General features: G+C 68.9%; 19 protein-coding genes. 10 read left to right on the forward strand and 9 right to left on the reverse strand.

Annotation, left to right across the window (positions count from 1 at the left end):
- Nucleotide 1: 1 nt before the first annotated feature.
- From NYP07_RS13790 to NYP07_RS13830, 9 genes are all read right to left on the reverse strand, one after another.
- A complete protein-coding gene (locus NYP07_RS13790) occupies nucleotides 2-1,693 on the reverse strand; it encodes a DUF885 domain-containing protein (RefSeq protein WP_268151388.1) in 1,692 nt (563 codons plus the stop codon).
- Entirely contained in the window at nucleotides 1,690-2,649 is a 960-nt protein-coding gene (gshB, locus tag NYP07_RS13795; protein ID WP_268151390.1) for a glutathione synthase, read from the reverse strand. Before gshB ends, NYP07_RS13790 begins: the two co-directional genes overlap by 4 nt.
- Before the next feature lie 66 nt (nucleotides 2,650-2,715).
- Nucleotides 2,716-3,888 carry a benzoate/H(+) symporter BenE family transporter gene (locus NYP07_RS13800; protein WP_268151392.1) on the reverse strand — a complete coding sequence of 391 codons (1,173 nt, stop codon included), beginning with the start codon at nucleotides 3,886-3,888 and terminating at the stop codon, nucleotides 2,716-2,718.
- Between the two features lie 22 nt (nucleotides 3,889-3,910).
- Nucleotides 3,911-5,794, reverse strand: a complete 1,884-nt coding sequence (locus NYP07_RS13805) for a potassium transporter Kup (RefSeq protein WP_268151394.1) — start codon at nucleotides 5,792-5,794, stop codon at nucleotides 3,911-3,913.
- A gap of 146 nt (nucleotides 5,795-5,940) precedes the next feature.
- On the reverse strand, nucleotides 5,941-7,962 hold the full coding sequence (locus tag NYP07_RS13810) for a M13 family metallopeptidase (protein ID WP_268151396.1): 2,022 nt from the start codon (nucleotides 7,960-7,962) through the stop codon (nucleotides 5,941-5,943).
- A gap of 118 nt (nucleotides 7,963-8,080) precedes the next feature.
- A complete protein-coding gene (gshA, locus tag NYP07_RS13815; protein ID WP_268151398.1) occupies nucleotides 8,081-9,346 on the reverse strand; it encodes a glutamate--cysteine ligase in 1,266 nt (421 codons plus the stop codon).
- A 161-nt stretch (nucleotides 9,347-9,507) separates the two neighbouring features.
- The gene (locus tag NYP07_RS13820; RefSeq protein ID WP_268151400.1) at nucleotides 9,508-11,046 is read right to left on the reverse strand and encodes an ammonium transporter; all 1,539 of its coding nucleotides are present in this window, start codon (nucleotides 11,044-11,046) and stop codon (nucleotides 9,508-9,510) included.
- A gap of 34 nt (nucleotides 11,047-11,080) precedes the next feature.
- A complete protein-coding gene (gene glnK, locus NYP07_RS13825; RefSeq protein ID WP_268151402.1) occupies nucleotides 11,081-11,419 on the reverse strand; it encodes a P-II family nitrogen regulator in 339 nt (112 codons plus the stop codon).
- An 18-nt stretch (nucleotides 11,420-11,437) separates the two neighbouring features.
- Nucleotides 11,438-12,187 (reverse strand): TorF family putative porin, encoded by a 750-nt coding sequence (locus NYP07_RS13830; RefSeq protein WP_268151404.1) that lies wholly within the window; start codon nucleotides 12,185-12,187, stop codon nucleotides 11,438-11,440.
- Nucleotides 12,188-12,681: 494 nt separating this feature from the next.
- On the opposite strand from NYP07_RS13830, the gene NYP07_RS13835 reads away from it, so the two are divergent.
- From NYP07_RS13835 to NYP07_RS13880, 10 genes are all read left to right on the forward strand, one after another.
- Nucleotides 12,682-12,948: a hypothetical protein gene (locus NYP07_RS13835; RefSeq protein WP_268151430.1), complete on the forward strand. Its 267-nt coding sequence runs from the start codon at nucleotides 12,682-12,684 to the stop codon at nucleotides 12,946-12,948.
- A gap of 103 nt (nucleotides 12,949-13,051) precedes the next feature.
- Nucleotides 13,052-15,955, forward strand: a complete 2,904-nt coding sequence (gene lnt / locus NYP07_RS13840; RefSeq protein WP_268151406.1) for an apolipoprotein N-acyltransferase — start codon at nucleotides 13,052-13,054, stop codon at nucleotides 15,953-15,955.
- Nucleotides 15,952-16,800: a hypothetical protein gene (locus tag NYP07_RS13845; protein ID WP_268151408.1), complete on the forward strand. Its 849-nt coding sequence runs from the start codon at nucleotides 15,952-15,954 to the stop codon at nucleotides 16,798-16,800. Before lnt ends, NYP07_RS13845 begins: the two co-directional genes overlap by 4 nt.
- Complete coding sequence (locus tag NYP07_RS13850; protein ID WP_268151410.1) at nucleotides 16,797-17,543, forward strand: hypothetical protein; 747 nt, start codon at nucleotides 16,797-16,799, stop codon at nucleotides 17,541-17,543. The genes NYP07_RS13845 and NYP07_RS13850 overlap by 4 nt, the downstream gene beginning before the upstream one ends.
- Complete coding sequence (locus NYP07_RS13855) at nucleotides 17,543-18,241, forward strand: hypothetical protein (protein WP_268151412.1); 699 nt, start codon at nucleotides 17,543-17,545, stop codon at nucleotides 18,239-18,241. The genes NYP07_RS13850 and NYP07_RS13855 overlap by 1 nt, the downstream gene beginning before the upstream one ends.
- A complete protein-coding gene (locus NYP07_RS13860) occupies nucleotides 18,238-18,432 on the forward strand; it encodes a hypothetical protein (RefSeq protein ID WP_268151414.1) in 195 nt (64 codons plus the stop codon). The genes NYP07_RS13855 and NYP07_RS13860 overlap by 4 nt, the downstream gene beginning before the upstream one ends.
- A gap of 16 nt (nucleotides 18,433-18,448) precedes the next feature.
- Nucleotides 18,449-19,351, forward strand: coding sequence for a Flp pilus assembly protein CpaB (cpaB, locus tag NYP07_RS13865; protein ID WP_268151416.1), 903 nt, complete (start codon nucleotides 18,449-18,451; stop codon nucleotides 19,349-19,351).
- A 55-nt stretch (nucleotides 19,352-19,406) separates the two neighbouring features.
- Complete coding sequence (locus NYP07_RS13870) at nucleotides 19,407-21,509, forward strand: pilus assembly protein N-terminal domain-containing protein (RefSeq protein WP_268151418.1); 2,103 nt, start codon at nucleotides 19,407-19,409, stop codon at nucleotides 21,507-21,509.
- Between the two features lie 10 nt (nucleotides 21,510-21,519).
- A complete protein-coding gene (locus NYP07_RS13875; RefSeq protein ID WP_268151420.1) occupies nucleotides 21,520-23,235 on the forward strand; it encodes a TadA family conjugal transfer-associated ATPase in 1,716 nt (571 codons plus the stop codon).
- The gene (locus tag NYP07_RS13880) at nucleotides 23,232-24,092 is read left to right on the forward strand and encodes a type II secretion system F family protein (protein WP_268151422.1); all 861 of its coding nucleotides are present in this window, start codon (nucleotides 23,232-23,234) and stop codon (nucleotides 24,090-24,092) included. Before NYP07_RS13875 ends, NYP07_RS13880 begins: the two co-directional genes overlap by 4 nt.
- Nucleotides 24,093-24,206 lie beyond the last annotated feature (114 nt).

Raw genomic sequence — 24,206 nt, forward strand, 5'->3', positions numbered from 1 at the left:
CTCAGGCCTTCAGCATGTCCGCCGCGATCAGGCGCACCGGCGCGCTGCCATAGCCGAGGAACTTCTCGTGAAAGGCCTTGAGGTCGAAGCCCGTCCTGGTCTTGAGCTGCTCGCGCAGCGCGAAGATCTCGCTGTAGCCGCTGAAATAGCTCGTCAGCTGCACCGAGGTCAGCTGCACGCGGCGCCATTTTTCCTTGGCCTCGTTCTCGGCCTGGAAGGCCTGGCGCACCAGCAGGTCCAGCGCGTCCTTCTCGCCCATGCCGAGCACGTGCACGCTGTAGTCCAGCATCGTGTTCGTCACCGAGCGCAGATGCCACTTGCCCCACATCAGCATCATCTCGGGCGAGGCGCCGTAGCCGCTCTCGATCATCATGCGCTCGCCGTAGACGGCCCAGCCCTCCACCATCGCGCCGTTGCCGAACAGGGCCTTGACCTTGCCCGGCACGCGGTTGGCGTGCACGAGCTGGGTGTAGTGGCCCGGGATGGCCTCGTGGATGTTGAGGATCTGCAGGATCCAGTGGTTGTACTCGCGCAGCGAGCTCTCGGCCTGCTCGGGCGTCAGCTCGTCCAGCGGCGTGACGTTGTAGTAGGTCTTGTCCTGGGGCCGATAGGCGCCGGGCGCCTCGATGCTGGCGCCGGCCACGCCGCGCTCGTACTCGGGCGTCTCGCGCACGGTCAAGGGCTTGCTGGCGTCCTGGCTGAGCAGATCGTGGTCGCGCACCCAGGCCTGGAGCTGCGGGATCTGCGCGCGGATCTCGTCGACAAATTGCTCGCGCTTCACATGCCGCTCGCTGAGCTTGGCGATGACGCGGCCGATCAGCTCGAAGCGGTCGGCCGGCGCGGCCTCGGCGCCGATGACCGTGGGCCACAGCGCGGCGGCCTGGGCCTGCATGCTGGCCAGCACCTCCTCGCGGCGCTGCTGGGCCAGCTCGTAGGTCTGCCGGGCCGTGCGGGCGGACTGGATGTCGTGGGCGAACTTGGGCTCGTAGAGCTCGGCGCCGAGGCGCCAGGGGCGCCTGGCCGCGGGCAGCAGCTTCTTCAGCCGGGCCACATAGCCGTTCACGGCCGCGCGTGCCTGGGCCAGCGGCGCCTTGAAGGCCGCCGCCTGGCCGGCCTCGGCGGCGCGCCTGGCGATATCGTCCAGCACGCCGAGCACGCCGGGCGCCTGCTGGATGGCCAGCTCGGTGTGTTCGCGCGTGACGCCGGCCAGGCCGGCCGCGGCGGCGCGGTAATAGGCCGGCAGCGCGGCGACGCGCGGCTTCAGGCCGTTGAGGCGCTGCGGCAGCGGTGCGTAGTCGGTGTTGAGCAGCAGGTCCAGCGGCCCGGCCGGGTTGTGCTCGGCGGGATTCCACGACCACTCCTTGAGCACGTCCAGCCGCCACAGGTCGCTCTGCAGCTTGGCGATGAGCATGGCGCGGTCCATCTGCCGGCTGACGTCAGCGCCCGCATCAAGCGCCTGGAAGCGAGTCAGCCAAGCCATGAGCCACGCGCGGGCCTTCTGCCTTACGGCGGCACTGGGCAGAGTCACGCGGCCGGCGAACTCGAACCGGCCCGCCGCCACTGCAGCATCCGGATCGATCGCCCAAAGTTCTTCGAGGAAGTCATTGACGATGCGCTCGAAGATGAGTCGGTCCGCCCGTGCGGGAAACGTGAGCACCCCCAACCCCAGAACGGTGAATTCACGGCGCTTCATGCCAGGGCATCCTCAAGGGCATCAACAAACATCCTTGCCACATCAAACCCGCTCTGGTCGGTGATCTCCTGGAAGCAGGTCGGGCTGGTCACGTTGATCTCGGTGACGTTCTCGCCGATGACGTCCAGGCCCACCAGCAGCAGGCCGCGCGCGGCGAGGATGGGGCCGAGATGCTCGGCGATCTCGCGGTCGCGCGCGGTCAGCGGCCGGGCCACGCCCTTGCCGCCGGCCGCGAGGTTGCCGCGCACCTCGCCGCCCTGCGGGATGCGCGCCAGGCAATGCGGCACGGGCTTGCCACCGATGATGAGGATGCGCTTGTCGCCCTCGGCGATGGCGGGGATGAAGCGCTGCACCATGACGGTCTGCGCGCCGTCGCGGTTCAGCGTCTCGATGATGGCGCCGAGGTTCAGGCCGTCGTCCTTCACGCGGAAGATGCCCATGCCGCCCATGCCGTCCAGCGGCTTGAGGATGATGTCGCGGTGCTCGGCATGGAAGGCGCGGATCTCGGCCGGCGAGCGCGTGACCAGGGTCGGCGCGATGAACTGCGGGAACTCGAGGATGGCGAGCTTCTCCGGGTGCTCGCGCAGCGCCGCGGGCTTGTTGAAGACGCGGGCACCTTCGCGCTCGGCCTGGCCCAGCAGGTGGGTGGCGTAGAAAAACTCGCTGTCGAAGGGCGGGTCCTTGCGCATCAGCACGGCGCCGGCGTCGGCCAGTGCGAGGTCGGCCGTGGCCTCGACCTTGAACCAGTCGTGGCCGTCTTTCTGATCCCGTCCTGTGAGCGTGATGTGGCGGGCGCCGCGCGCCGTCACGCGGCCGCCGCGCTGCCAGACCAGCTGCTGCGGCTCGCAGGCGATCAGCGCATGGCCGCGCCGGGCGGCCTCGCGCATCATCGCGAAGGTGGAGTCCTTGTAGGTCTTGAAGGTGTCGAGCGGGTCGGCGACGAAGAGCAGCTTCATGGTCTGGCGCTGAGATAAGGCGTCGGCCAGTGTTGCACAGCGCCGCGCCGGGCACGGACGCTGGGGCTATGCGCGGCGCCAGCCGGCGACCGCGGTGGCGATGCCGCCGGCCACGACGGCCCAGAAGGCCGAGCCGATGCCGAGGAGCTTGAAGCCCGACAGGCCGACAAGGAAGGTCAGGATGGCGGCGTCGCGGTGAGCCTCGTCCTTCAGCGCGGCGGCCAGCGCGCCGGCGATGGTGCCCAGCAGGGCCAGGCCGGCGATGGCCGCGACAAGCTCGTGCGGGAAGGCCGCCAGCAGCATCGCGACGCCGCCGCCGGCCAGGCCGATGAGGCAGTAGAACAGGCCGGCGGCCATGGACGCCGTGTAGCGCCGCGCCGGGTCTTCGTGGGCCTCGCGGCCCATGCAGATCGCGGCGGTGATGGCCGCGAGATTGAGCGCATAGCCGCCGAAGGGCGCGAGCAGCGTCGTCGCGGCACCGGTCACGGCGATGCTGGCGGAGACCGGTGTGTCGTAGCCGCTGGCGCGCTGGGCCGCGACGCCGGGCAGGTTCTGCGAGGCCATCGTGACGAGGAAGAGCGGCAGCGCGACGCCGATGGCGGCGTTCCAGCTGAACTCGGGCGCCGTCCAGACCGGCAGCGCGAAGACCTGGGCGCCGGCCATGCCGGCGAAGTCGAGCCGCCCCTGGGCCAGCGCGACCGCGATGCCGGCGAGCAGCACGCCGGGCACGGCATAACGCGGCCACAGCCGGCGGCCCGCGACGTAGGCCGCCGCCATCGAGAGCACGAGGCCGGGCGCGGTCTCGACGCTGACGACGGCGTCCAGCCCGAAGCGCCCGAGCACGCCGGCCAGCAGGGCCGACGCGATGGCCAGCGGGATGCGGTCCATCAGCTTCTCGAACCAGCCGCTGGCGCCGGCCGCGGCGATGAGCAGGCCGCAGACGATGAAGGCGCCGATGGCCTCGGGCATGGCGACGCCGGTCGTCGACGCGAGCAGGGCCGCGCCGGGCGTGGACCAGGCGGTCAGGATGGGCTGGCGCGTCCACAGGCTCAGGGCCAGGCTGGTCAGGCCCATGCCCAGGCCCAGCGCCCACAGCCAGGAGGCCGTCTGCGCCGGCGACGCGCCGAGCGCGACGGTGGCCTGGAAGATGATGGCGACCGAACTGGTATAGCCCACCAGCACGGCGACGAAGCCGGCGACGACGGTGGACGGCGAGAAGTCTTTCGTGAGTGAACTCATCGGGCCAGCATAGCCGCCAGGGTCAGATCTCCACCTTGCTGCCCAGCTCGACGATGCGGTTGGTCGGCAGATGCAGGAAGTCCGCCGCCGCCGCCGCGTTGCGGTGCATGCTGGCGAACAGCTTCTCGCGCCACAGCGCCATGCCGGCGCCGACGGTCGGGATGACGATGTCGCGGCTCAGGAAGTAGCTGGTCTCCATCTCCTCGAGCTGCACGCCCTGGCTCTTCAGCAGGGCCAGCGCCTCCGGCACGTCGGGCTCGTTCTTGAAGCCGAAATGCAGCGCCACCTGCCAGCAGCAGTGGCCCAGGGCCTGGACCTCGCAGCGGCGGTCGAAGCCGATCCAGGGCACCTCGTGGTGGCGCACGCTGACGAAGACGTTCTGCTCGTGCAGCACGCGGTTGTGCTTGAGGTTGTGCATCAGCGCGTTCGGCGTGATGCCCTGCTCGGCCGACAGGAAGACGGCCGTGCCGGCCACGCGCGTGGGCGGGTTCACGAACACGGCGGCGAGGAAGTCCGGCAGCGCGATGGCGTCCTCGCGCAGCTTGTCGGAGAGCTGGCGGCGGCCCTGCTTCCAGGTCAGCATCAGCGTGAACATGCCGATGCCGATCATCAGCGGGAACCAGCCGCCGGCCACGATCTTCAGCAGGTTGGACGCGAGGAAGGTCATGTCGATCATGAAGAACACGCCCGTCGCGGCGACGCACAGCGCCAGCGGGTACTTCCAGCCGTAGCGGATGACGAAGAAGGTCATCACCGTCGTGATCGTCATGTTCATCGTCACCGCGACGCCGTAGGCGCCGGCCATCTTCTCTGAGGAGCCGAAGAAGACCACCGCCGCGACGACGAACAGCATCAGCGCCCAGTTGATGAAGGGGACGTAGATCTGGCCGATGTCGCGCACGCTGGTGTGCAGGATGCGCAGCCGCGGCAGCAGGCCGAGCTGGATGCTCTGCTTGGCCACCGAGAAGCTGGCCGTGATGAGGGCCTGCGAGGCGACGATGGCCGCCGCCGTGGCGAGCAGGAAGAGCGGGATCTCGGCCCAGGACGGCGCCAGCATGAAGAAGGGGTTCTCGACGCCCTCGGGCCTGTTCAGCAGCATGGCGCCCTGACCGAAATAGTTCAGCACCAGCGACGGCATCGCGATGCCGTACCAGGCGATGCGGATGGGCTGCTTGCCGAAGTGGCCGAGGTCGGCATAGAGGGCCTCGCCGCCGGTGACGACGAGGACGACGGCGCCCAGCGCGACGAAGGCCACCCAGCGGTAGCGCAGGCAGAACTCCAGCGCATACAGCGGGTTCACGGCCGCCAGCACCTTGGGGTTGGCGGCGATGTGGGGCAGGCCGAGCAGCGCAATGCTCAGGAACCACACCAGCATGACGGGCCCGAAGGCCTTGCCGATGCCGCCGGTGCCGAAGCGCTGCACGGCGAACAGGCCGACCATGACGACCAGCGTCAGCGGCAGGATGGCGTCGTGGTACTGCGGCGCATAGACGTCGATGCCCTCGACGGCGCCCAGCACCGTCATGGCCGGCGTGATGACGGCGTCGCCGAAGAAGATGGCCGTGCCGAACAGGCCGACCAGCATCAGGCCGCGCCGCAGCGGCGGCCGGTCCCGCACGGCCATGGTCGCCAGCGCCAGCATCGCGATGAGGCCGCCCTCGCCGTTGTTGTCGGCGCGCAGGATCAGCAGCACGTACTTGACCGAGACGACGACGGTCAGTGTCCAGAACAGCAGCGAGAGCACGCCGAGGATGTTGTCGGGCGTGGTGGCGACGTGGCCGCCGTGGAAGACTTCTTTGAGGGCGTACAGCGGGCTGGTGCCGATGTCGCCGTAGACCACCCCGAGGGCGCCGAGGGTCAGGCCCGCCAGCGCCGAGCGGCTGGGGGCCGTGTGGGAGGAACTCACTTTGGGAAACGCCGCCGGCTTTGGGGCGGCCAGGAACCGAAAGCGGGCATTCTGCGCCCGCCGCGAGGCGTTTTGTGCAGTGCAGCAAACCGCACAAACGAGGCTTGACGCCCCTCTGCGCATCTGCGTAGAGGGGCCGGCCGGCGTCACCAGATGCGGATGCGCTCCTCGGCCGGCTTGTACATGCCGTCGCCGGGTTTGGTCTTGAAGGCCTCGTGGAAGCCGTCATGGTTGACGGCGGCGCCGTTGGCGCGGAACTCCGGCGGCGAATGCGGGTCCACCGTCAGCAGCTGCAGCCGGCGCTCCTCGCGGGCCTTCTCGCGCCAGGCCTGGGACCAGCCCATGAAGAAGCGCTGCTGGCCGGTGAGGCCGTCGATGACGGGCGCCGGCTTGCCGCCCAGCGAGCGCAGATACGCCTTGTAGGCGATCTGCAGGCCGGACAGGTCGGCGATGTTCTCGCCCAGCGTCAGCTTGCCGTTGAGGTGCTTGCCGGCGAGGGGCTGATAGGCCTCGTACTGCGCGACCAGCTTGGCGGTGATGGCCTCGAAGGCCTTGCGGTCGTCGTCGGTCCACCAGTTGCGCAGCGCGCCGTCGCCGTCGAACTGGGCGCCGGAGTCGTCGAAGCCATGGCTGATCTCGTGGCCGATGACGGCGCCGATCGCGCCGTAGTTGACCGCGTCGTCCGCCTTGGTGTTGTAGAAGGGCGGCTGCAGGATGGCGGCCGGGAACACGATTTCGTTGAGCGTCGGGTTGTAGTAGGCGTTGACGGTCTGCGGCGTCATGCCCCATTCGCGGCGGTCCACCGGCTTGCCGGCCTTGGCGACCTGGCGCTGCCACTCGAAGGCAGCGGCGCGCAGGCCGTTGCCCACCGGGTCGCCGGTCTTGACTTCCAGCCGGCCGTAGTCGCGCCAGCTGTCGGGGTAGCCGATCTTGACCATGTACTTGGACAGCTTGTCCTGGGCCTGGGCCTTGGTGGCGGGCGTCATCCAGCTCAGGGCCTCGATGGAGGTCTTGTAGGAGGCCAGCAGGTTGTTGACGAGCACCAGCATGCGGGCCTTGTCCGCGGCCGGGAAGTAGCGCTGCACATAGACCTCGCCGACGGCCTCGCCGAGCGCGCCGTTGACGTTGGCGACGGCCTGCTGCCAGCGCGGCTTCTCGGCCTTGGCACCCGTCAGCGCCGCGCCGTGGAAGGCGAAGCTCGCGTCGCGGAAGCTCTTGGGCAGGGTGTCGGCCACGGCGTCCAGCGTGTGCAGCGTCAGGTAGAGCTTGAGGTCGTCCAGCGGCGCCTCGCCGAGCAGCTTGGCCGCGCCGGTCAGGAAGCTGGGCTGCGAGGCCGAAAGCTGGTCGATGCCGGGCAGCGACGCGGCGGCGAGGAAGGCCTGCCAGTCGAAGCCGGGCGCCTGCTGCGCCAGCTCGGCCACCGTCATCAGGTTGTAGAGCTTGCCCGGGTTGCGGTTGTCGACCTTGTCCCACTGCACTTCGGCGAGCTGGTTCTCCAGCGCCAGCACGCGCGCGGCGGCGCCCGCCGGCTCCTTGATGCCGGCCTCGTGCGCCAGCGTCTCCAGGTAGCCGAGGTAGGCGGCGCGGGCCTTGGACAGGCGCTCGTCGTCCTTCTTCAGGTAGTAGTCGCGGTCGGGCAGGCCGGTGCCGCCCTGCCAGGTCAGCAGGCGGTTGAGGGTGGGCTGCTTGAAGTCGGCATCGATGCCCAGGCCCACGGGCGTGTTGACGACGCCCATGTTGCGGCCCATCCACTCGGCGAGCTGCTGGCGGGTCTGGATGGCGGCGATGCCGTCCAGCAGCGGCCTCACCGGGGCCAGGCCGGCCTTGTCGATGGCGGCCAGGTCCATGTAGGCGGCATAGAACTCGCCAACCTTCTGCTCGACCGAGCCGGGGCTGGCCTTGTGCTTGGCGAGTTCTTCGATGATGCCGCGCACGCGCTTGTCGGACAGGTCGCGCAGCTGGATGAAGGTGCCGTAGGAGGCCTTGTCGCCGGGGATCTCGGTGGTGGCCAGCCAGTGGCCGTTGCCGGCGCGGAACAGGTCGTCCTGCGGGCGCACGGCCTTGTCGGCGCCGCCGAGGTCGAGGCCGGAGGCAGTGGGCGCCGCCAGCGCGAGGCCGCTGACATGCATCAGCAGGGCCAGGGTCGTGAGACGGAGGGTGTTCTTCATGACTTGAGGGGGAAATTGAACGAAGGGACGCACAACGCCCCGCGAAGGGTTGGCAGCCTATACCAGCCGCCGGCCCCGGCCCTCAAGTCATGCCCGGGTGCCAAAGGTCAGGGGCGCTTCAGGCCGCCTCGGCCTCGGCCTGCGGGTCGGTCGCCTCCAGCTCGTAGCTGGCGGCCAGCATGGCCAGGCGGCCGATGACGCCGTACATATAGAAGCGGTTGGGCGCGCTGGCGCCGGGCTTCTCGCCGGGGCGCGGCAGATGGGGCGAGTCGGCAAAGGCCAGCGGCACATAGCTGGCGCCGGGGGCGTTCAGGTTCTCGTCGATGCCGCGGTGGGCATGCACGCGGTAGAAGCCGCCGACGACGTAGCGGTCCATCATGTAGACGACCGGCTCGGCCACGGCCTCGTGCACGCGCTCGTGCGTGGGCACGCCCTCCTGCACGATGACCTGCTGGCCGAGGTTCTCGGGCAGGCGTTCGGCCAGGGTCTCGATGTCCTTGGCGTCGCGCACGGTCATCACGCCGCGGCCATAGCTGCCCACGTCGCTCTTGATGATGACGAAGGGCTTCTCGTTGATGCCGTATTCCTTGTACTTGCGCCGCACCTTGGTCAGCTGGGCGTCGGCCGCGGTCTGCAGCGCCTCCAAGCCCTTCTTGCCGTGCAGGTCCACGCTGGCGAACATGGGCGTGATCAGCCAGGGGTCCATGCCCAGCAGCTTGGCGAAGCGCTTGGCGACCTCCTCGTAGGCGCGGAAGTGCTGGCTCTTGCGCCGCACCGTCCAGCCGGCGTGCAGCGGCGGCAGCAGGTATTGCTCGTGCAGGCCCATCAGCTGCGGCGGCGTGCCGGCGGAGAGGTCGTTGTTGAGCAGGATGGTGCAGGGGTCGAAGCCCTTGAGCGTGAGGCGGCCGCGCCTGCGCACCAGCGGCTCGACGACCAGGCTGTCGCCATTGGCCATGCCCAGCTCGGTGGGCTCGGTGATGCTGCTGTCCAGCGTGCCGAAGCGCACGTTCAGGCCGGCCTGCGTGAAGATGCGCGCCAGCGTGGCCAGGCTCTCCAGGTAGAAGCTGCAGCGCGCGTCGGTCTCGGGGATGACGAGCAGGTTGCGCGCCTCCGGGCAGATCTTCTCGATGGCCGCCATGGCCGCCTGCACGGCCTGGGGCAGCATCTGCGGCGTCAGGTGGTTGAAACCGCCGGGGAAGAGGTTGGTGTCCACCGGCGCCAGCTTGAAGCCGGCGTTGCGCAGGTCCACCGACGCGTAGAAGGTCGGCGTGTGCTCCATCCATTCGAGCCTGAACCAGCGCTCCGTGGCCGGCATGGACTCCAGGACGCGGGCCTCCAGCTCGTTGATGGGGCCTTTCAGGGCGGTGATGAGGTGGGGAACCATGGCCGAATGATGTCAGAAGCTGGCGCGCGGCTGCGCGCGGGCGACCCACTTGGGGACATGGGCCCCGATCACAAGCCGCCGCCGGCACGGGCGCAAAAAAGCCGCCCCGGGGGGCGGCTCCATGTGAGAGGCGGCCGGCAGCGTGCCCCGCCGCCGGGAGATCACTTGTGATAGGCCGTCTCGCCGTGCGACGAGATGTCCAGGCCCTCGCGCTCTTCCTCTTCGGAGACGCGCAGGCCGATGGTCAGGTCGACCAGCTTGTAGGCGATGGCCGAGACGATGCCGGACCAGAGGATGGTCACGCCGACGGCCTTGGCCTGCACCAGCACCTGGGCGCCGATGGAGTAGGCGTCCGCGCTGGTCAGCGTGCCGCTGAACCAGTCCACCGGGAAGCTGGGGCCGCCGAGCTGGGGTGCGTTGAACACGCCGGTCAGCAGGGCGCCCAGGATGCCGCCCACGCCGTGCACGCCGAACACGTCCAGCGAGTCGTCCACCTTCAACATCTTCTTCAGGCCGGTCACGCCCCACAGGCAGGCGAAGCCCGCCACGAGGCCGACAACCAGGCCGCCGCCGATGCCGACGTTGCCGGCGGCCGGCGTGATCGCGACGAGGCCGGCGACGGCGCCCGAGGCAGCACCCAGCATCGAGGCCTTGCCCTTGATCAGCGCTTCACCCACGCACCAGGCCAGCACGGCGGCGGCCGTTGCGGCGAAGGTGTTCATGAAGGCCAGCGCGGCCGAGCCGTTGGCTTCCAGCGCCGAGCCGGCGTTGAAACCGAACCAGCCCACCCACAGCATCGACGCACCGACCATGGTCAGCGTCAGGCTGTGCGGCGTGAACTGCTCCTTGCCGTAGCCGATGCGCTTGCCGATCAGGATGGCGCCCACCAGGCCCGCCACGGCGGCGTTGATGTGCACGACGGTACCGCCGGCGAAGTCCAGCGCGCCCCACTGCCACAGCAGACCACCCTTGGCGTTGGTCGCATCGACGACGGCGGCCGAGGTGTAGGCATCCGGGCCGGGCCAGAACCAGACCATGTGGGCGATCGGGATGTAGGCGAAGGTGAACCACAGCGCCAGGAAGGCCATCACCGCGGCGAACTTGGCGCGCTCGGCGAAGGCGCCGACGATCAGGCAGCCGGTGATGCCGGCGAAGGTCGCCTGGAAGGCCGCGTAGACCAGCTCCGGAATCGCCACGCCCTTGCTGAAGGTGGCGGCGTTCTCGAAGGTGCCGGCGACGTTGTTCCAGATGCCCTTCAGGAACAGCCGGTCGGTGCCGCCGATGAAGGCATTGCCCTCGGTGAACGTGAAGCTGTAGCCGTACAGCACCCACAGCACGACGATCAGCGAGAAGCCGACCATGACCTGCATCAGGATGGACAGCATGTTCTTGCTGCGCACCAGGCCGCCGTAGAACAGCGCGAGGCCGGGCACCGTCATCATGATGACGAGCAGCGTCGACACCATCATCCAGGCCGTGTCGCCCTTGTTGGGCACGACGGCGGGCGCCGAAGCGGCCTCGGCGGGGGCGGAAGCGGCCGCAGCAGCGGCCGCAGCAGCGGGCGCGGCATCGGCCGCGGAAGCCGCGGGAGCCGCAGCGGTGGCCACGGCCGAGGCGGGCGCCGAGGCCCCGTCCTGGGCCCAGGCGGCCGGCGCGAGCAGGCCGGCGGCGAGTGCGAGGCCGGCAAGGAGTTTCTTCATTTGAGTGGTCTCCAACAGGTGGTGATGCGACGCGTCAGAGCGCGTCATTGCCGGTCTCGCCGGTGCGGATGCGAACGACCTGGTCCAGCGGCGACACGAAGATCTTGCCGTCGCCGATCTTGCCGGTGCGGGCCGAGGACTCGATGGCCTCGATGACCCGCTCGACGATGTCGTCGCCCACGGCGGCCTCGATCTTGACCTTGGGCAGGAAGTCGACGACGTATTCGGCGCCGCGATAGAGCTCGGTGTGGCCCTTCTGGCGGCCGAAGCCCTTGACCTCGGTGACGGTCAGGCCCTGCACGCCGATGGCGCTCAGCGCCTCGCGCACCTCATCCAGCTTGAAGGGCTTGATGACGGCAGTGATCAGTTTCATGTCGCGCTCCTTTGAGATTCAGAAGGTCTTCTTCAGGCCGACGACCAGCGTGGTCTTGCCCAGGAACTTGCCGTTGGCCGGGCTGGCGTAGAAGCTCTTGTCGGCGTCGGTGCCGACGACGGCGCCGCTCAGCGCCAGGCCCGACCAGTCCTTGGTCAGCGTCAGCGAGTAGTCCGTGTAGGAGCCGCCGGCGGTGTGCTTGATGGTCTGGTGGCCGACATGCGGCGCGAGGCTGAGGCCGCCACCGAGGTCGAAGCTGGCCGACACGTCGAGGTAGCCGCTGTTCTTGCTGTCCGGGTTGCCGAACAGATTGGTCAGGCTGTGGGAATACTTGGCCGTGACCGGGCCGAAGCTCAGCGCGCCGTAGAGCTCGAAGGTGTTGGCATTGGCCAGCCCGGCGCTGCTCAGCTTGTTGCCCGGATACCAGTACTGCAGGCCGCCGACGTCCAGCGTCAGGCCCTTGGCGACTTCGCTCTTGTAGCCGCCGTAGATGTCGATTTCGGCATCGGCGCTGCCGCCGCCCGGAATGTCCTTGATCCACTTGATCGTGGAGGCCCAGGTGCCGATGTAGAAGCCGTTCGCAGCGGCGTAGTCGATGCCGCCCTGCAGGGCCGGCTGCAGGCGGGTCTGGGAGATGCCGCGGTAACGGTATTCGCTGACGGCACCGATGTTGAAGGACAGCGGGTCGGCCGGCGCCGGCTCATCCGCAAAGGCCGGCAGAACGGCCGCGGACAGCGCCAGGGCAAGCAGCGAAGGGGAAAACTTCATGGCGGGGCTCCTGTTTTCAAGTTGGGGGATGCAGTCCGGCAGCTATCTGCAGCTTCCGTGCCAAGCCTCATGCCTCGGTCAAGCCGCACAAATCTGGGACGCCGATGCCCACGGGACAGGCGGGCGCACCAAAGATGTTCGGCACTTCAATGCGGAAGCACCATATAGGTGCGCCACGCAACGGACAGGGCGAGATTCGCACCTGCGTGGGATAGCGAGCCGCAGCAGACACCGCTCTATCAGGATCCACGCCGCCGACGATCCCAAGAACACGGGAGAGGTCAAGTAACAGTTACACCGTCAGCCGCCCAATTCAGCAACTCGTGTAACCAGTTGCGCTGAACGTGAAGTAATGTGCACTTGCCTTCCTAGACTGCGCTCGCTTTCGGAAGGCCGCCTGCTCAGCCGGTGCGCCACCCGACGAAAGCTGGCTCCGCAACAACCCAGGGAGGAGCCTTCCACAACGGAAATCCAGACGGAGCACAGCAATGGCTATCAGCACGAAGCGCAAGCAGCACGGTCAAGGCATGACCGAATACATCATCATCGTGGCCCTCATCGCCATCGCAGCGATCGCGGTCTATCAGCTCTTCGGCAATACGGTGCGCAGCCAGACCGCCGCCATCGCGCAGGAGCTTTCCGGCAATGACGGCACCTCGGCCAAGTCCGATGCGCAAGCCGCCAGCAGCAAGGCCGAGTCGGAAGCCGCGACCAAGCGCAACCTTGACAACTTCACCGGCAATGCTGCCAAGGGCAAGTAAGCCCTGACGACAGGACCGGCCGCGGGAAGCGGCCGGCGCATGCGGCACGCCCTGCGTGCCGCCAACCCGGCGCAGACCGGAATCCAATATCCAGGGAGTGTTGATGACGACGCGAGCCAGCGCCGTAGCGGCGTGCTCTGCCCTGCTCGGCCTGATGCTGGGCATCAGCTTCGGCCAGGACTGGGGCTGGGCGACGGCCCAGGCCGCCCTGGTCGCCCAGCTCGCGCTGCTGCGCCATGTCAACGCGCAGGGTTTTCGCCCTGCCCGGCTCGCGCTGGCGGGCGCCTGCTTTGCGACCATGATGGCCGCGGCAGGCTATGCCGGCTTCGTTCTCAGCCTTTCAGCCAGCTACGGCCGCGCCCTGCTGCTCACCGGCCTGCTGCTGATCCCGCTGCACGCGCTGCTGGGTGCCGGCGCGGCCCTGCTGAGCGCCCGGGTCAGCGGCAACAGCCTGCTGCGCTGGGCCCTGACCTGGCCTGCGCTCTACGCGCTGCAGGAATGGCTCTTCGGCCAGAGCGACCTCGCCCTGCCCTGGCTACGCCTGGGCCCGTTGCAGGCCGCCTCCGGCCCGCTGGCCGGCCTGCTGCCGCTGGGCGGCAGCCTGCTGGCCGGCCTCGCCATGGGCTGGTGCGCCGTAGCCCTGCTGGCTCTGCTGCAGCGCGGCCCCGCAAGGCGCCGCGCCGCCGTGACCCTGCTCGCGTTGTTAAGCCTCTCGGCCCTCGGCCGGCTGGACTGGACACATGCCAGCGGAGAACTCCAGGCCGCCTTCGTCCAGGCCCCGCCCGGAAGCGAGGCCAGCACCGGCCAAGCCCTGAACACGCTGATGCAGGCCGCGGCGGAATCGCCGGCCCGGCTTCTGATCACGCCCCAGCTCATGCTGGCCAAGACCGAGCAGGCACTGCCGCCGGGCCTGCTCGACCAGGCTCGCCGGCGCCTTGCCATGCACGACGCCGACCTGCTGCTGGGCCTCTATGCCCAGGCACCCGATGGCTTCTACAACAGCGTGCTGGGACTCGGCGCCTCAGGCGACCAGCACTACCTGAAACGCCAGCTCTTCCCCATCGGCGAATTCCTGCCGGTGCGGGGGGCGCTGCGCGACTGGTTGCAAGCCTCGCTGCCCATGCGCGCGCAGGACATGGCGCGTGCCAGTGGCCCCGAGGACCCGCTCTGGCTGGGCGGCCACCGCGTCAGCCTCAACATCTGCTTCGAACTCGCCTTCGCGTCGCTGTGGCGCCAGGAGGCCGCCGCCAGCGAACTCATCGTCAACCTGTCCAGCGACAGCAGCCACCCCAGCGACAGCCTCGCCCGCCAGGCCCGGCAGCTGGCGCAGGCACGCGCGATGGAGTTCCAGAAGCCGGTGCTGCGCAGCACTGACGTCGGCCCCGGCCTGGCTGTCGATCATCGGGGCCATGTGCTGGATGTGCCGGCCGGCACGGCGCGCCTGCAGCCCCGGCAAGGACTGACCCCTTTTGCGATGCTGGGCGACAGCCTCGCCGTCGGCGCTGCGTTGCTCTGCCTGCTGGCGGCGTTGCTCGCCGGCCCCGCCCGCGAAGACATGCGCGGCAGCACCGCGCTGCGCGTCCTCGGCCGCGGCCGGGTCGCGCAGACCGGGCAGATCCTGATGGCCACCGTGGCACTGCTGCTGGTCAGCGCGGCGATGCTTTATTTCATGGTCAACAGCGGCCAGGCCGTGACCGAGAAGATGCGCGTGACCAACGCGTCCGATGCCGCCGCCTACAGCGCGGGCATCGTCGAGGCCCGGGTGCTCAATTACGACGCCTATCTGAACCGGGCCATGGTGGCCAACGAGATTGCCATTGCGCAGATGGTCAGCATTGGCAGCTGGCTGCGCTACTTTGCCAACGCAGCAGACAACATCGCTGGCACGGCAGGTGACGTCGCCTTGATGTTGGAACCGAGCCTCGAGGCCAGCAAGATCGTCGGCATATTTGGCGTCACGGAAGTCGCGCTGCGCTACTACACGCAACGTAGCGCCAACGAATACGCGGACTACGTTCTCCAAGAGCCATACGGGATCATCGGCCCCTTCATCACGTTGCACGACGCGGTGGCGGCGGCCATGTCCATAGCCCAGGAAGCGGCCCATTCAAATCTGAAATGGGGCATACGCCAGGGGCAGATCGCCAACCAGGTGGCCAGGGCCATGGATCCAACACTGACTGCACAGGTAGTTCGCGTCCCCGGCCACTTCGACGACTTCGGCGATTTCACGAAGTCCTATGCCAGGGATGGCGAAACGGGCGACGAGCGCGGCCGCTTCGCGGACGTCACGATGCGCTCACGCGACCTGTTCACCCGTGAGCGCAATTGGACCATCGGCTCCATCGACATCCCGCTGGTGCGCCAGAACGGTGCACTCAAGAAGCGCGGTGGCACGGACCTGGTCGGCTACGACGAATGGCGCGGGGTCGACACGCTGGAACTGCACGGCCAGACCTTCGGCTGCGGCAAATGGCATCTGTCCTGGTGCGACGACATCCAGGAGCCCTTGGGCTGGGGGGCCGTCAACGTCAACACCGGCGATGGCGACGCGGGCCGGGGCTACCACGGCAATGCCTACGGTGAAAACGGCAGAACCGCAAGCCGTGCCGAAAGCGAAATGGAGGAACCCGCCAACTACCGGTTCTCAGGCATTCCCGATGCGCGAGAACTGAAGAGCCTCGACCCCAAGGCCGACCTCAGCACCGGCATCACCATCCTGGTGAGCAAGCAGCACAGCGACCTGCTCACTTCGGGCGGCGCAGCCAGCGCCAAGCCCGCGGGCGAACTGGCCTTGTTCAACGACAAGCCGGCGGGCGCCAGGATGATGGCTCTGGCCCGCGCCCAGGTCTATTTCGACCGCATCGCCAAGCGCGCGGACGGCAAGACCGAGATCGGCAGCCTCTACAACCCCTATTGGCGGGTGCGCCTCGTTGCCCCCACGGCGGGCGACCGCGCCTGGGCCGCGGCTCAACAGGGCGGCATGGCACTGCCGGACATCCCGTGAAGCAGACCCTTCTCGTCCCATTCGCGGCAGCACTGCTGCTAGCCACCCTGGCTGCTGTCGCAAGCCCAGTCGAGCCACCAGCTGGCTTCGGCGTCCGCAGCACGGGCAGCCTGCGACAGGTGCACTACAGCGAGGGGGCCGGCCATGTACCCAACCACATCGACCGCGCAGCCATCGAGGAGTTCTGCAAATTCGCTATGGAGCAAGGCGTCGCCCAGCGCATGCCCGAGTTCGGGCCCGGCTACGACGAGCCCGCCCGGACCCGCAGCGTTCAATTCAGGACACCTGATGCCACGCAGACCGCGACCTTTACCGAGGCCACCCTCTATGGTTGCGACGATCCGGCCAAGCTCAAACATGGCAATGAATGCGCCTGCAACTACCGCCGCAACGTCGAGCACCAGATCGAGATCACCCACTGGAAGGCCGGGCGGCTGAACCGCTGGAGCGCCACCCTGGAGACGGCCAAAGGCACGCACGCCATCATTCCCCGTCCTTCGCCGCTCAAGGACCCGCCGCACCCCGATGCGCTCGAGACGGTGTTCGGGCCGGTCATCGGCAACGGCAGCGCGGCTGGTTTCAAGTGCGAGCTGCGCCAACTCACCGCCGGCCCTGCCATCAGGCAGGCCTGCTTCGCCCTGCCCGATCCCAGGCTGCCCAAAATCATGTGGGGCGAGCCCCTGTCTACGGACTCCCATGTCCCCACGACGCCTCGCATGCGCTTGGGTTATGAACTGCAGCGACTGGAGGTCGATGTCGAGGTCGACAGCGGCGTCTTCGACCCGCCCACTGGCATCGCCTACCGCGAACGGTCCGGGCCGGCCCTCAAGGAGGCCTCGCCATGAGACGCTCCATGTCACCAACCACGCTCCTCGGCCAGGCCACCGTCGAGTTCGTCGTAGCGGCCCTGGTGCTGGTGCCGCTCTTCATTGCCATCCCGCTGCTCGGCAAATACGCCGACCTCTTCCAGGCCACCGAGGCGGCCAGCCGCTACGTCGCCTTTGAAGGCATGGCGCGCAACTCCTCCAGTTCATGGAAGAGCGATGCCGAGCTCAGCCTGGAGGTGCGCCGGCGCTTCTTCAGCAACTCCGACGCGCCGGTAAAGACCGGCGACGCCGCCGGAGACTTCACGGCCAACCGCAACCCGATGTGGAGCGACAACGCCGGCCGCCCGCTGCTCGCCAAGTTCGAGGACGACGTCAAAGTCTCCACCAGCGTCTCCGACAAGAACGCGGTGGTGGCCACCAAAGCCTTTGCGCCGCTGCTCGGCCTGGGCACTCATAACTGGTACGACGCCACGGTCACGATCAAGCCCGCCGACATCCCCAACTTCGCCCCCTTCGACAAGATCGGCCTGTCGACCACCCGCCGCACCGTGCTGCTGGCCGATGCCTGGACCGCGCGCAACAACGGCCAGATCCGCAGCCGCATCGAAAACGGCGGTGTATTGGTCTATCCGATCGGACAGATCAAGCCAGTGGTCGCCCTGATTGGCCTCATCCCGCCCATGGTGAATGACCCCGCAATCGTGGTCAGCGCCTTCGACTGGGACGTGGTGCCCTGCGACCGCCTCGTGGGAGGCTGCTGATGATGCGCCGCTCCCTGGCCTGCCTCGCCTTGCCGCTGCTTCTGCTGCCGCCGGCCCTGCGCGCCGCGCCGCTGGTCTGGCCGGAGCTTGAGCTGCCCAGCGGCGGCCGTGCCGAGGTCGTGGCCGCCGACACCGTGCTCAACGGCAAGCGCAGCCGCATTCTCAAGCTCTCGCTGCCGGGCACACTGGACGACGCGCTCGCGTTCTACCGTGAACGCTTTGGAAAACAGCATGTCGTGAACTCGCTGCGCGGCAGCCAGGTCATTGCGGCCAAGCAGGGCACCTTCTTCCAGACGGTGCAACTGCACGCCGGCGCGCTCGGCCACGTCGAGGCCACCGTCATCACCACCTCGCTCGATTCCGGCGACAGCCGCAGCGCGGCGCTGCAGGAGACCCAGCGCTGGCTGCCGGCCGACTCCGCGGTGATGCAATCCATGGAGAGCCGCGACGGCGACCGGCGCTCGCTGATGCTGACCGCGGCCAACACCGTCGGCCTGGAGGCCAACCGCGACGCTGTGCTGCAGCGGCTGCGCGAGCACGGCCTGCGCGTTGTGCGCGAGGACAAGGCCAGCCCCCAGGGCCACCCCACGCTGACCCTCTGGGCCGAAGGCCCACACGAGGAAGCCACGATCACCCTGGTCGACGCCGGCCGCTACCGCACCGTGCTGATCAACCGCGTGCGAGGCGACCAGCCATGAACACGCATCGCATCCCTCCGCAGCGCGGCCAGTCCATGGTCGAGTTCCTCGTCGTGGCCTGCATCGTCACGGCCCTGCTCGCCGCGCCCTGGGACGGCAACGCCGGCAGCGACTCCGTCATCGTGCTGCTGCTCAAGGCCATACGCACCGCGTTCGCCAAGTTCCTGGGCGCCGTCTCGCTGCCCGTCTGACCCCACTCAAGCCGCTATGAAATTCGCGATCAATCGAAGCTGGCTGCTGCTCGGCGTGGCCCTGGTGCTGGGAGGCCTGTCGGCCTATGGCGTCAAGCGCTATATCGAGCAGCATGTCGAAGACATCGAGGCCCGCAGCCGCGGCCAGAAGATGGTCAAGGTGGTGGTGCCCAAGGAAGACATGCCCAAGGGCGCCACGCTGAGCTCGGCCGCCGTGGCGGTGCGCGAGGTGCCGGCCGACTGGGCCCACAGCAACGCCATCACGCCGGCCCAGTTCGACCGTGTCGAAGGCCAGGCCCTGGCCTACCCGGCCGCGAGCGGCGAGATGATCCTGTGGGCCATGCTCGAGGGCCAGCGGGCGCCGTCCTTCTCCACCCGCCTGCCCACCGGCCAGCGCGCCATCACCGTGCCGGTGGACGAGGTCAACTCCATCTCCGGCCTGATCCAGCCTGGCGACCGCATCGACCTGGTCGTATCGGCCCGGCGCGAGTCCAAGACCTATCTGTTCCCGCTGCTGCAGAACGTGATCATCCTCGCCACCGGCTCGCAGGCCATCCCCGTGGCGGGCTGGGACGGCAAGGAAAACACCAAGCGCACCTTCACCACGATCACGCTCGAAGCCACACCCGAGGATGCCCGCCGCGTTCTGGCTGCGCGCGAGGTGGGCAAGCTCGCCGCCATGCTGCGCGCGCCGGGCGACAACGCCCTCACGCCCAAGAGCCGCACCGACGCCTTCGCGCTGCTCGGCCTGGGCGGCACCGGCGGCGGCGAATCCCGTGGCGTGCCCGTTGTCTACGGCGGCCGTGGTGAGCTCAAGCCCATCCCGCGCCTTGGCGAACGCGGCGATAGCAACGACGGCAGCCCTGCCGCCGCACCGCCCGCTGTTCTGTCGGCCGCCCATCCCGCCGCCAAGCCCTGAGCACCTGGCCGCGCCTCGCGCCTAACCACCCCATAGCCCGACAAGGATTCTTCGCGTGATCTCCACGAGACCCCAGGCCTGGCCCCGCACCCTGTCCATCTGCCTCGCCCTCATCGCCTCGCCCGTGCTGGCCGAGACCGGCAGCGACGGCGGCGCGCCTGCTCCTGCGCCCACGCCCGAGGGCGGCTATGCCCAGACGCTCAAGCCCGTCACGCCCAAGCGCGGCCGCACCCCCAGCGCACCCTACACACCCATCCAGGCCACGGCCGACGAGAACCAGATCGCCGAGATCGAGATGTTTGTCGGCGAGTCGCGTGTCTTCCCCGCGCCCGGCGTCGCCCGCATCGCCGTGGGCAACGGCAAGCTGCTGTCGGCCGCCGCGCTGGACGACAAGGAGGTCATCCTGTTCGCCAACGGCGTCGGCACCTCGTCGCTCTTCGTCTGGAATGCCGATGGCCGCTACCAGCGGGTCAAGATCAACATCGTCCCCGGCGACACCTCGCGCTACGCCCGAGAGATCGCGGCCTTCCTGTCCGCCATCCCCAACGCCAAGGCCTCGGTCATCGGCGCCAACATCATTGTCGAAGGCGAGCAGCTGTCGGACACCGACCTGCAGAAGATCGACGAGTTGGCCAAGCGCTACCCGCAGATCGTCAACTTCACCAACCGCGTCGGCTGGGAAAAGATGGTCTCGATGGACGTCAAGGTCGTCGAGTTCCCGACCAGCCTGCTGTCCCAGACGGGCCTGAAGTGGAACGGCACCGGCGGCGGCGCGGTCGGCGCGATCTGGGCGCCCATCCGCCGTGGCTCGGACGGCCCCTACCAAGTCAACATCCAGACCGGCACCGACAACGCGGCGCCGATCACCAACCCCGTCAGCGGGCCGGTCTTCCTGCCCAGCGGGCTGAACATCCTCAGCGCGCTCAACATGGGCCTGAACGCCCAACTCAACCTGCTGGCCCAGGAGGGCAAGGCCGCGCTGCTGGCCGAACCCCAGCTCTCGGCCCGCAACGGCGCCAAGGCCAGCTTCCTCGCCGGCGGCGAGATCCCCTATGCGGTGACGACCCGCGACGGCGTCTATGTGCAGTTCAAGCAGTACGGCGTCAGGCTCAGCATCACGCCCCGCGTCGATGCCCGTGGCGTGATCCGCGCCACCCTCGAGTCCGAGGTCAGCAGCATCGACCGCTCCGTCACCACGGTGGCCGGCCCGGCCCTGCTGACGCGCAAGACCGAGACCGAGTTCAATGTGCGCAGCGGCGAAACCATCGTGCTCTCCGGCCTGTTGCAGCGCGAATCCTCGAAGGACATCGACAAGCTTCCCGGGCTGGGTGACATCCCCATCCTCGGTGCACTGTTCCGCTCCAAGAGCTACCAGAACAAGGAGACGGAGCTGGTGGTCTTCGTGACCCCCAGCATCGCCTCGGCCGACTCACCGGCCAACCTCGACCGCGTTCAACAGACCACGGCCCGGCTCACCGAACGCCTCGGCCCCCAGCCCTACCTCAGCGACCCGCTGCAGCCCGGCGTCGCCTACGAGCGGCCCGACCAGGTGCAGGAGCGCGTGCCCGGCCCGGCCGCCGCGCCGGCCAACCAGGTCGAGCCGCCCGCGCCGGCCGGCGTGGGCCGCTCGACGGAGGGTGCGCTGCTGCGCGTCACCGTGCCGCAGACGCAGCTGCGCAGCCGCCCGGCCGCCGACGCCCCGACGCTGATGGCGCTGGAGCGCGGTGCGACCGTGACGCTGGGCAAGGCCGACGCCGTGCTGGCCGGCGAAAACCACTGGGTCGACGTCAGGGTCGGCGAGCTGGAGGGCTGGGTGCTGTCGCAGCACATGGTCGCCTGGCGACCCAGCGACCTCGAAGTCCCCGCCGCCCGCCCAGCGACGGCCAAACCCGCCGACCCGGCGCGCCCGGCCCTGCTGGGCAGCACCGACGACGAACTGCTCGGCGGCCCGATGCGCGTGCTGCCCGAGGCCCTGGCCCTGCGCCTGACACCCGATGTGAATGCCGCCGTGCTGTCGCGCAGCGTGCGTGGCGACGTGGTGCGCCGGCTGTCGGTGCCGGCCCAGGGTGCCTGGCTGCCGGTGCAGGTGGGCAGCGGCGCCGGCGGCAAGCGCGGCTGGATGCTGGCCCAGTGGCTGGTGCCGATGAACACCCCCTGAGGAGACAGACATGGGGCAACTCATCATCCAGGTCACCGACGCCGACGGCGACACGCAGGAACACCGCTTCGACGCCCGCGAGCTGCGCATCGGCCGCGGCAAGGACTGCGAGGTACAGCTGCGCGGCTGGCGCGTCGGCAAGGCGCATGCGCGCCTCGTCGAGGGGGCCGACGGCTGGGCATTGGAAGACGCAGGCCAGTTCACCGGCACGTGGGTCAACGGCGCGCGCATCGTGCGCTACGGGCCGCTGACCTTCGCCGACCAGATCCGCATCGGCAGCGCCACGCTGCGCGTGCGCGAGGCCGATGACCTGGCGGCGCCGGCACGCAGCCCCAACACGATGCCGCGCCAGGAGCGCGTTGCCCGGGCCGAACCTCAGCAATCCAAGCCCGCCGAGGTCCGGCCCGCGAGCTCCGCGTCCAACGAGCCCGAGAGCGTTGAGGTGCTGGCCATCCAGGCCCGCCATCCCTGGCGCAAGCATGTACACGACCAGCTGCTCGAGACCATCGACCTGCGCCGGCGCGACCTCACCCGCATGACCGACGCCGAGCTGCGCGACGAGACCGAGCGCCTGGTGCGCGAGATCCTCGACCGCTTCGACGATCTGCCCGCCCACATCGACCGCGAGGCCCTGCGCAAGGAGGTGCTGGACGAGGCCGTCGGCCTGGGGCCGCTGGAAGACCTGCTGGCCGATGCCAGCGTCACCGAAGTGATGGTCAACCGCGCCGACGAGATCTTCGTCGAGCGCGGTGGGCGCCTGCAGCGTTATCCGCTGGCCTTCACCAGCGACCGCGCCATCATGGGCGTCATCGAGCGCATCGTCGCGCCGCTGGGCCGGCGCATCGACGAGTCCTCGCCGCTGGTCGACGCCCGGCTCAAGGACGGCTCGCGGGTCAACGCCATCATCCCGCCGCTGGCCCTCAAGGGCCCGACGATCACGATCCGGAAGTTCTCCAAGAAGCGCCTCACGTCGGACGACCTCGTGAGCTTCGGCTCCACGTCCGAGGCGATGGTCGAGTTCCTTGACCTGTGCGTGCGCCAGCGCAAGAACATGATCGTCTCGGGCGGCACGGGCTCGGGCAAGACGACGCTGCTCAACGTGCTGTCCAACTTCATCCCGGACGGCGAACGCATCATCACCATCGAGGACGCGGCCGAGCTGCGGCTGAACCACTCGCACCTGGTCTCGCTCGAATCGCGGCCGTCCAATGTGGAAGGCCGCGGCGCGATCACCATCCGCGAGCTGGTCAAGAACTCGCTGCGGATGCGGCCCGACCGCATCGTCGTCGGCGAGTGCCGCGGCGGCGAAGCCCTGGACATGCTGCAGGCGATGAACACCGGCCACGAAGGCTCGCTGACCACGCTGCACGCCAACACGCCGCGCGACGCCCTGGCCCGACTGGAGACCCTGGTGCTGATGGCCGGCATGGACCTGCCCATCGCCGCCATCCGCGACCAGATCACCTCGGCCGTGGACATCATCGTGCAGCAGTCCCGCTTCGCCTGCGGCTCGCGCAAGGTGACCAGCATCACCGAGGTCTCGGGCATGGAGAACGGCAAGATCCAGCTGCAGGAACTGTTCCGCTACGAGGCCCGCGGCTTCGGTGCGGACGGCAAGGTCGTCGGCGAGTTCGTCGGCTGCGACGCAGTGCCCACCTTCTACGACGAGCTGCGCGAGCAGGGCGTGGTCTTCGACCTGTCGCTGTTCAACCGGAGGGCGGCATGAGCACGTCGCTGGTGGCCAGCCTGGTGGCAGGTGTCGTGGCGCTGTCCATCGTGCTGCTGGTCTGGTCGCTCGCCTCCCTCGTCAGCCGTGGCATGGAGCGCTACCGGCGCCTTTTCACGGAGCGAGCCCACGTCGACCTGCGCGAACTCTTCCTCTTCATCGACCCGGCGCGGCTCTACATGCTGAACGTCGCCCTCATCCTGCTGCTGGGCGCACTGACCTGGGGGCTGACGGGCAACGCGCTGCCGGCCCTGCTCGTGGCCGCGGCCACCGCCTTCGGGCCGCGCGTGGTGTTGCGCTGGCTGCGCCGGCGACGCATCGAGAAGCTGGAGCAGCAGCTGCCCGACGCGCTGCAGATGCTGTCCGGCGGCCTCAAGGCCGGCGTGAGCCTGTCGCAGGCCGTGCAGCAGTTGGTGCTGGAAGCGAGCGCGCCCATCTCGCAGGAGTTCGACCTCGTGCTGCGCGAGCAGCGCCTGGGCGTGTCGCTGGACGATGCACTGGAGAACCTGCGCCAGCGCGTGCCGCTGCAATCCGTGACGCTGACCGTCTCGGCCATGCGCATCGCCACCGAGACCGGGGGCCAGCTCGCCGAGACGCTGGAGCGCGCCGCCCAGACCCTGCGCCAGAAGCTGGCCATGGAGGGCAAGATCCGCGCCCTCACGTCGCAGGGCAAGCTGCAGGCCTGGGTCGTGGGCGCGCTGCCGCTCTTCCTGATGCTGGTGCTCAACAAGATGGAGCCGGCGGCCATGCACCTGATGTTCAGCACCCGCATGGGCTGGGCCACGCTGGCGGTGATCGGCCTGTTCGAGTTCTTCGGCATCGTCGTCATCCGCAAGATCGTGGACATCGACGTATGAGACATCCAGTGTCAACCCCCGCCAGAAGAAGTGGCTTTGAGGGCGGACAGATGAAGGCTGGCGTCGTAAGTCTTGCGATCGGTCCAGGCGCGCCAGAGCACGCGCAACCAGGCC

Source organism: Pelomonas aquatica (assembly GCF_026712205.1).
Taxonomy (GTDB): Bacteria; Pseudomonadota; Gammaproteobacteria; order Burkholderiales; family Burkholderiaceae_C; genus Pelomonas; species Pelomonas aquatica.